This window comes from Acidovorax sp. HMWF018, from assembly GCF_003061035.1.
Lineage (GTDB): Bacteria > Pseudomonadota > Gammaproteobacteria > Burkholderiales > Burkholderiaceae_C > Acidovorax > Acidovorax delafieldii.
Window position 1 is genome coordinate 5,246 of record NZ_QAIM01000517.1, and the last position, 8,604, is coordinate 13,849.

Annotated in this window: 8 protein-coding genes; 6 read left to right on the forward strand and 2 right to left on the reverse strand. The window is 66.1% G+C overall.

All coding sequences use genetic code 11. The annotated features are described in order from the left end of the window. Window positions 1–496, forward strand: a 496-nt coding sequence (locus tag DBR23_RS31495) for an NAD(P)/FAD-dependent oxidoreductase (protein WP_233250666.1), incomplete at its 5' end; no start/stop codon positions are given. 18 nt (window positions 497–514) lie between these two features. On the opposite strand, the gene DBR23_RS22025 is transcribed toward DBR23_RS31495, so the two are convergent. After that, window positions 515–3,775, reverse strand: coding sequence for an EAL domain-containing protein (locus tag DBR23_RS22025; RefSeq protein ID WP_108499582.1), 3,261 nt, complete (start codon window positions 3,773–3,775; stop codon window positions 515–517). 309 nt (window positions 3,776–4,084) lie between these two features. Here DBR23_RS22025 and rpsU point away from each other — a divergent pair, with 309 nt between their 5' ends. After that, window positions 4,085–4,297: a 30S ribosomal protein S21 gene (gene rpsU / locus DBR23_RS22030; protein WP_007833691.1), complete on the forward strand. Its 213-nt coding sequence runs from the start codon at window positions 4,085–4,087 to the stop codon at window positions 4,295–4,297. A 221-nt stretch (window positions 4,298–4,518) separates the two neighbouring features. Next, complete coding sequence (locus tag DBR23_RS22035) at window positions 4,519–4,965, forward strand: GatB/YqeY domain-containing protein (protein ID WP_015015172.1); 447 nt, start codon at window positions 4,519–4,521, stop codon at window positions 4,963–4,965. 89 nt (window positions 4,966–5,054) lie between these two features. Here the strand turns inward: DBR23_RS22035 and DBR23_RS22040 are convergent, their stop codons facing one another. Beyond that, on the reverse strand, window positions 5,055–5,999 hold the full coding sequence (locus tag DBR23_RS22040; protein WP_199227776.1) for a LysR substrate-binding domain-containing protein: 945 nt from the start codon (window positions 5,997–5,999) through the stop codon (window positions 5,055–5,057). Between the two features lie 124 nt (window positions 6,000–6,123). Here DBR23_RS22040 and DBR23_RS22045 point away from each other — a divergent pair, with 124 nt between their 5' ends. From DBR23_RS22045 to DBR23_RS22055, 3 genes are all read left to right on the forward strand, one after another. Next, complete coding sequence (locus tag DBR23_RS22045) at window positions 6,124–7,227, forward strand: tartrate dehydrogenase (protein ID WP_108499584.1); 1,104 nt, start codon at window positions 6,124–6,126, stop codon at window positions 7,225–7,227. Between the two features lie 172 nt (window positions 7,228–7,399). After that, window positions 7,400–7,777, forward strand: coding sequence for a hypothetical protein (locus DBR23_RS22050; RefSeq protein WP_158276481.1), 378 nt, complete (start codon window positions 7,400–7,402; stop codon window positions 7,775–7,777). 470 nt (window positions 7,778–8,247) lie between these two features. Continuing rightward, on the forward strand, window positions 8,248–8,604 hold a 357-nt coding region (locus DBR23_RS22055), incomplete at its 3' end, for a LysR family transcriptional regulator (protein WP_146191404.1).

Genomic DNA, 8,604 nt, shown 5'->3' on the forward strand with positions numbered 1-8,604 from the left:
GCAGATCTCCAGCTACTGGCAGGAGGGCACGCCGCTGGCCATCAACCTCGCGCCCACGGTGGACCTGCCCGCCGCGCTGGCGCAGGGCAAGGCCCGCTCGCGCAAGCTGGTGTCCAACGAACTGGCCACCCTGGTGCCCAGCCGCCTGGCCGATGCCTGGGCCAGCCGCGAGGCCGACTGGCAGCGCCCCATCAACGAGGCCAGCGACAAGGCCCTGGCACGCCTGGCCGAGCAACTGGCGCGCTGGGAGCTGACGCCCACGGGCACCGAGGGCTACAAGAAGGCCGAGGTGACGCTGGGCGGCGTGGACACCAAGGCGCTGTCGCAGCAGACCATGGAGTGCAAGGCCCAGCCGGGGCTGTACTTCATTGGCGAGGTGGTGGACGTGACGGGCTGGCTGGGCGGCTACAACTTTCAATGGGCGTGGGCCAGCGCATATGCCTGCGCGCAGGCGCTGCCACTGCCGCAGGCAGAGCCTGCTGGCGCTGCGCACTGACGGCGCTGTAAAAGTCCATCAGGCCAGCACAGCGGCCTCCCGCACCGGCGCGCCCGAGGGCTGGTGCTGGCAGGCCCAGGCCTCCAGCTCCGGCACCGGCAGCGGCCGGCTGAAGTGGTAGCCCTGCAGCTCCTCGCAATCCAGCGCACTCAGCACCTGGGCGGTGGCCAGGTCTTCCACGCCCTCGGCCACGATGCGCAGCCCCAGTGTGTGGCCCAGCGCGATGATGGCGCGGGTGATGGCCATGTCGGCTGGGTTGGCCAGCATGTCGCGCACAAAGGACTTGTCCACCTTGAGGCGGTCGATGTCAAAGCGCTTCAGATAGGCAAGGCTGGAATACCCGGTGCCGAAATCGTCGATGGACAGCTGCACGCCGAGCGCCTTGAGCGCCGCCAGTTGCTGCTCGGCCGCATGGGCGTTGTCCATCAGTTGAGACTCGGTGATCTCCAGCTCCAGCCGGTGCGCGGGCATGCCGGTGCGCAGCAGCAGTGCCTCGATGTCGGTGACCAGCGCGGGGTCAGACATCTGCGCGGCCGATAGGTTGACCGAGATCGACACCCGCGCCAACGGGTGAGGCGATGCGGCATCGCCCACGCCCGCATCCAGCACCAGTTGTTGCCAGCGCACCCATTGCTCGCAGGCCTGTTGCAGCACCCAGCTGCCAATGGCGCGGATCATGCCGGTCTCCTCGGCGATGGGGATGAACTCGCTGGGCGGTATGGAGCCCAGCACCGGGCTGGTCCAGCGCAGCAGTGCCTCCACGCCCAGCAGCTGGGTACCCTGGGCGCTCAGACGGGGCTGGTAGTGCAGGCTCAGCTCGTTGCGCTCCAGCGCGCGGCGCAGTTGCTGCTCCATGGTCTGGCGGGCCACCGCGCGCTGGTCGGTCTCCATGGAATAGAACAGCGCCATGTCGCGGCCGGTGGTCTTGGCCTCGTACATGGCGGCGTCGGCGCGGCGCATGAGTTCATCGATGTCGCTGCCGTCCTCGGGGTACACGGCAATGCCCACGCTGCAGGACACATTCAGCTCATGCCCCTCGACCGGATGGCTCTGGCGGATGAGCGGGATCAGCCGCCGCTCCACCAGCTGCTGCACGTCCTCGCGCCCGGCCACGTCGCGCATCACCACCACAAACTCGTCGCCGCCCAGGCGGCTCACGGTGTCGCGGCTGCGCACGGCCTGCGTGAGGCGCGCAGCCACCGAGCGCAGCAGGCCGTCGCCAATGTGGTGGCCCAGCGTGTCGTTGATGGCCTTGAAGCGGTCCAGGTCGATGAAGAGCACCGCGACCTTTTCGCCGGTAATGGGGGCCTGCGCCAGCGCCATCTGCAGGCGCTGCACGCACAGTGACCGGTTGGGCAGCTCGGTGAGCACGTCGTGGTGCGCCAGGAACTGGATGCGCTCCTCATTGAGCTTGCGGTCGGTGATGTCGATGGCGATGCCGATGTGGTTGGCCACCGCACCGCCCTTGCCCTCGCGCACGGCCGACACCATGAGCCAAGCCGGGTAGGTCTCGCCCGAGCGGCGGCGAAACCGCACCTCGCCCTGCCACGACTCCTTGTCGAGCATAGTGCGCTGGATCTGTGCGGACAGCGGCTCGGTGCCCGACTCTTCCAGCAGAAAGCCCAGGTCCTCGCCAATGACCTCGTAGAAGTCGTAGTGCGTGCTGCGGCAGAACGCCTTGTTCACGCTGATGATCTGCTGCTCGGCATTCATGATGATGATGCCTTCGGACGAGGCCTCGAACACCTTGGCCCAGAGCTCCAGGCGCTGCTCCATCACCTTGAGCACGTTGATGGGCGTGAAGGCCGTGAGCACCGAGTCGCGCCCCTGGAACTGCAGGCGCCGCGCCGACAGCACAGCCCAGGATGGCTCGGGACTGCCCTTCCAGCGCACTTCAAATTCATCGACCGATCCCTGGTCCGCCAGACGTTGGAAGAAGCGCGCGCGCACGCCGGGCTCCAGCCCCACGGCCCAGGGGTCGGTCTTGCGGCCCCCCAGCCAGGGGGCGGCGGGCGCGTTGGAATGCAGCACCTCATGCTCGGGGATGGACGTGACAACCATGGGAATGGGGAAGGCCTCCACCAGCTCGCGCTGCGCCTCGGCCGCGCGGGCGCTGGCGGCCAGTTCCTGCTGCAGCAGGCGGTCGCGGTCGAGCTGCGACAGCATCTCGTTGAACGCAGTGACCAGGCGGCCGATTTCGTCGCGGCTGTTCCACTGCGCGCGCAGCGTGTGGTCGCCGCTCTTACGCACCTCGTCGGCCACACGGGCCAGCTGTTGCAGCGGCTTGGCGATCTGGCGCGCGACCAGGGTGACGAGCGAAAGGATGCAACCCAGCAGCACCAGCGCCGTGCCCAGGTGCAGCCACATGCGGGCAAACAGGCTGTCGGCGCGCTGGTTCAGCAAACGCTCCAGGTCCACAATGCCCACCGACCACGCATCGCGCAGCGCGCCCAGCACCAGGGCCTCCTGCACACCCACTTGCGCCACCGTCAGGCGCGACTCGCCCGATGCAATGCCCTGCAGCAAGGCCTGAAAGCCCTCCTGCGCCGCCTTGAGCGCCTCGCGCTGGCGCACCAGCGCGGCCCGCATCTCGGGCGAGCCCGCGATGAACGCCTGGTTGTAGTCCGACTCGATGCCCAGCATCACCGCATCCAGCCGCCCCACCAGCGTCAGCAGCTCGGACGACCACTGCGGCCCGCGCCGCGATGGCGCCGCGTTCAGGAAGCTGACGGTGTCATGCACCGCCTGCAGCAGCTCGGGAAACCGCAGCACCACCAGCGACATCACGTAGTAGCTGTCCAGGTCCGGGTCCAGAATCAGGTTGGACTGGTTGCCCACGGTGGTGAGCAGCTCGCGGCCCTCGCGCAGCAACTGGCTGCGCTGGCGGGTGAGCGTCTGCGGATCGACGGTGGGCGAGCCCTCCGGGGACGGCCCCGCCAGCTGCTGCAGCGCCACGCCAAACCGCTGGGCGACATCGGCGGTGCGCAGCTGCTCGTCGTGGGCCGCGCGCACCGCCTCGAGCCGGGTGAGCACGTCGGCCACCAGCGGCGGTTGCTGCGACGCGTCCAGAAACTGCCCCATCAGCCCGTCGCGCACCACCGCTGCATAGGTCGTGCCCACCACTTCCTTGCGCGTGAAGTCGATCGCCAGGTACTTTTCGTGGATCAGGATGCTAGAGACGTAGATCACCGCCGTCAGGTCCAGCAGATAGATGAGCATGAGCTTGCGGCCCACACTGAGCCGGCCCAGCCAACCCGATACGCGGTGCATGAATGCCATGGTGTCTGCGGCGGGGCCGCCCGGGCGGATGGCCAGGGCTCCCCACCGGTGATTAGGAGTGTTACAACATGAAGCAACTTCCGCGCCATTGCGGTGCAGTCCGTCTGAAAACAGCCCGCCCCGCGCCCTGCCCACGGGCACGCGCCCACCGCTTGCGCCATGGGCGTGGATAAAGGCTATAATCTCCTGCTTTGCTGGCAATGCCCCGTCGGCCAAATACTAGTTACAGACGGGGAAACCGCTTTGTACGGACTTGAGGCCCGATCTCCCCAAGCCCCTCTGCAGGCACCATTTGGAAAACATTAGCTAATGACTACGATCCGCGTAAAAGAAAACGAACCCTTTGACGTTGCCCTGCGCCGCTTCAAGCGCACCATTGAAAAGCTCGGCCTGCTGACCGACCTGCGCGCCCGTGAGTTCTACGAAAAGCCCACCGCCGAGCGCAAGCGCAAGAAGGCTGCTGCCGTGAAGCGTCACTACAAGCGCGTTCGCAGCATGCAACTGCCCAAGAAGCTGTACTGAGTACCGCTTTGGCACCGTCCTGATACGGAGTGCCGACAAACCCGCGCTAGGGACGCCAAGCGCGGGTTTTTGTTTTTTCGGGTTTGCAAAAAGCCCCTCTGGCGTTGTTGTAGCGCCTTGCCGTAGCAAGACTACTGTCTGCGGCACTACGCTTAGCCAGAGGGGCTTTTTGCAAACCCTAAGTCCCTGCCTGACCCACACAAAGACAAAGGAAAAGCCTCATGAGCCTCAAGGACCAGATCACCGAAGACATGAAAACCGCCATGCGCGCCAAGGACAGCGAGCGCCTGGGCACCATCCGCCTGCTGCAGGCGGCGATGAAGCAGAAGGAAGTGGACGAGCGCATCACCCTGGACGACGCGGCCGTGGTGGCCATCGTGGACAAGCTCATCAAGCAGCGCAAGGACTCGATCACCGCGTTTGAAGGCGCAGGCCGCCAGGACCTAGCCGACAAGGAAAAGGCCGAGATGGCGGTGCTGCAGGCCTACCTGCCTGAGCGCATGTCGGCCGAGGAAACGCTGGCCGCCGTGAAGGCCATCGTGGCCGAAGTGGGTGCTTCGGGCCCCGGCGACATGGGCAAGGTCATGGGTGTGGTCAAGACCCGCCTGGCGGGCAAGGCCGATATGGGCCAGGTGTCGGCTGCGGTGAAGGCCGCGCTGGCGGGCTGATCGCCCCTGCGGTCGAGCCGATGGCACGACCGGTATCTTTTTGATAGCTGCCAGCGCTTGCAAGACGGGCGCTAGCAGCTATTTTTGCTTCAAACCGGGGCGTTTTCACCCGCTCCAGTCTCTGCGCCCCGCGCCATCCATCCGGCGCGGAAATGCGCCTGCAAAAACTCCACGCACACCCGCACCTTGGCCGAGCGCTCCAGCCGCGTGGGGTACACGGCCCACACATTGGCCTCCTGCTGCCACTGCGGCAGCACCTGCACCAGGCGCCCTGCCTGCAGGTGCACGCCCACATCCCACAGCGAGCGCAGCACCACGCCGCGCCCGTCCACGGCCCACTGCACGGCCATCTCGCCGTTGTTGGCCGACAGCGGGCCGCGCACCTTGACCGATTCTTCCTGTGCGCCGCTGCGCAGGCGCCACACGCCAAAGGGGTGGTCGCGCTCCTTGATCACCAGGCAGTCGTGCGCGGACAGGTCGGCCACCGTGCGCGGGCTGCCCTTGCGCTGCAGGTAGGCGGGCGCCGCGCACAACACGCGGTGGTTGTCGGCCAGGCGGCGGGCAATGAGGTGCGGCGCAATCTCGTCGCCCACGCGCACGTCCAGGTCGAACCCTTCGCCCGCGACATCCACCAGCCGGTCAAACACCTCCAGCCGCACCTGCAGCCCCGGGTGCTGCTCCACCAGCCGTGACAGCGCGGGCGCCACGATCTGGCGGCCAAAGCCAAAGCTGCTGCTCACCCGCAGCAGCCCGCGCGGCTCGCTGCGCGTCACCGCCACCTCCTGCATCAGTTGCTCCATGTCGTCCAGGATGCGCTGCGCCCAGTGAAAGACGCGCTCACCCTCTTCCGTCACCGCCACGCGGCGGGTGGTGCGGTGCAGCAGCTTGACCTGCAGGTCCTGCTCCAGCAGGCGGATGCGCTTGCTGACGTACGCGGGTGAGGTGCCCAGCTCGGTGGCAGCGCCGCCAAAGCTCGCCTTGCGCACCACGGCCGTGAACACGCGCAGGTCTTCCGCTGCAGGATTTTTATGCACGAAGTGTGAAAGATGAAGCCACAGTTGGCGGATTGTAGTTATCGGCAGCGCTGGGAACAATGCACGCCATGCCGCTGGCTGCGCCCTGCAGCTGAACCCTTAAAGCCATTGCAAGGACCGCTTGATGACCTCTTCCGCCCCCGCCAAAACCTACCGCATCGCCCTCATTGCCGGAGACGGCATTGGCAAGGAGGTGATGCCCGAAGGCCTGCGCGTGGTGTTGGCCGCTGCCAAACGCTTTGGCATCGCGCTCGAAACCACCACCTTCGAATGGGCCAGCTGCGACTACTACGCCGCCCACGGAAAAATGATGCCCGACGACTGGAAAGCACAGCTGTCGGACATGGACGCCATCTTCTTTGGCGCCGTGGGCTGGCCCGCCACCGTGCCCGACCATGTGTCCCTCTGGGGTTCGCTGCTCAAGTTTCGCCGCGAGTTCGACCAGTACATCAACCTGCGCCCGGTGCGCCTGTTCGAAGGCGTGCCCTGCCCCCTGGCCGGTCGCCAGCCGGGCGACATCGACTACTACGTGGTGCGCGAGAACACCGAGGGTGAATACACCTCGCTGGGTGGCGTGATGTACGAAGGCACCGACCGCGAGATCGTGATCCAGGAGTCGGTCTACTCCCGCCACGGCGCCAACCGCCTCTTGAAGTTCGCCTTCGATCTGGCCCAGAACCGCGCCAAGAAACACGTGACCCTGGCCACCAAAAGCAATGGCATCGCCATCAGCATGCCGTGGTGGGACCAGCGTGCCGACGACGTGGCCCAAGGCTACCCCGAGGTCACGCTGGACAAGCAGCACATCGACATCCTGACCGCCCGTTTCGTGCTGCAGCCCGGCCGCTTTGACGTGGTGGCTGCGACCAACCTGTTCGGCGACATCCTGAGCGACCTGGGCCCGGCCACCACCGGCACTATCGGCCTGGCCCCTTCGGCCAACCTGAACCCCGAGCGCACGTTCCCCAGCCTGTTCGAGCCCGTGCACGGCTCCGCGCCCGACATCTACGGCCAAAACATCGCCAACCCGATTGCGATGATCTGGTCGGGAGCGCTGATGCTGGACTTCCTCACCCACGGCCAGGGCGCGGGCAGGTTGGCACACGATGCCATCGTGGCGGCCATCGAAGAGGTGATCAAGAGCGGGCCGCGCACGCCGGACCTGGGAGGAAGCGCCAGTACAACGCAAGTGGGACAAGCCATCGCGGAGCACGTTGCTGCAGCCTGATCGGTGCCCGGCGTCACGAACGCACCACTGTTGGCAACGAGCGCCCGTCACCAGCATTGAACTGCCCCAGCACGGCTGCAACACCGGTACTGCCGAATCGATAGCTGCCCCACTCCATCCTCTGAGCAAGGCCCCCATGAAGCCCATCCCCACCATCTTTTGCGCCACCGCCATGGCCTGGCTGGCCGGCAATACCTATGCATGCAGCTGCAAGCTCGCCTCTGCGCAAGCAAATGCTCCACAGGCCACGGTCGTGTTCAAAGGCGTTGTGACAGAAGAGATCGTCGACCCTGCGAACAAAAACGAGTACCGAGCCCTTTTCAGGCCCACGACCATCTACAAAGGCGATCAGGCCACGGCCATCACGGTGCACACTCGGGGCGACCAGGGAAGTTGCGGCGTGCGGTTCGCCAAGGGGTCCGAGCACATGGTGTTCGCCTTCCAATCAGGCCAACGGCTGCGCACCAGCCTGTGCAGCACCTGGCCCATCTCCAAGAGCTATGCCGGCCATACCGCCGAAGTCGAGAGCCATTTCAACCAGCGCAAGTAAGCGCCCTCAGGCCCCACACACGCCGAACGCCCCGTTATGTCCATGACTCTGCGAAGGGCACGGCGGCGAAGGCGACTGCCGGCTGACCAGCAACCAGCCTTCACTCCTGAAATGATAGCTACCAGCGCATGAATTACCTGCGCTACACGCCAATTTCACTCAAATATGGCTCTCACCCACCACCTGGGGGCACCCTGAACGGCTCGGTGACGCGCCGCTCGGCGCGCGCCGCAGCGGCAACCCACCGATCCCTGGCGTTGCGCGCGCCCGCCACGGCCCAACGCAGCGCATGCAGAAACACGACTATGGCAACGGTTCGCACAGGTCGGTGGCGGCCCACAAGGTTTGAAGCAGAGACGGCTCTGGGGGAAGTGGTGTGGGGATGCGGGTGTTTCATGGCCCCGCAATGCTCTCGCCGGGCTTACCATCTGTAAAGTTGAATTCAATGACGACTCACTTCACAAAAGCTGATGCGTAACCTCAATCTCGACCAGTTGCAGACCTTGATTGCCATCACCGACCTGGGCACCTTTGCGGCCGCAGCGCAGGCGTTGCACCTCGCGCCGCCTACGGTGAGCATGCACATCAAGGAACTGGAATCGCGCCTGGGCGCCGAGCTGGTGGTGCGCGGGCGGCGGCAGGCCGACCTCACCCCTGCTGGCGAGGTGCTGGTGCGCGAAGGCCGCCAGCTGTTGCTGGCCAGCGATGACCTGGTGGAACGCGTGCGGCGCCACGCATCGGGCCGCGAAGGCATGGTGCGGGTGGGAGTGTCGGCGGGTGTCAGCACCCGGCTGCTGCCACGCATGCTGGAGGCGCTGGCGGCACAC

Coding starts and splice junctions, on each gene's coding strand:
- DBR23_RS22045 (WP_108499584.1), top strand. CDS start 6,124: ATGACCTCTTCCGCCCCCGCCAAAACCTACCGCATCGCCCTCATTGCC.
- DBR23_RS22025 (WP_108499582.1), bottom strand. CDS start 3,775: ATGGCATTCATGCACCGCGTATCGGGTTGGCTGGGCCGGCTCAGTGTG.
- DBR23_RS22050 (WP_158276481.1), top strand. CDS start 7,400: ATGGCCTGGCTGGCCGGCAATACCTATGCATGCAGCTGCAAGCTCGCC.
- rpsU (WP_007833691.1), top strand. CDS start 4,085: ATGACTACGATCCGCGTAAAAGAAAACGAACCCTTTGACGTTGCCCTG.
- DBR23_RS22035 (WP_015015172.1), top strand. CDS start 4,519: ATGAGCCTCAAGGACCAGATCACCGAAGACATGAAAACCGCCATGCGC.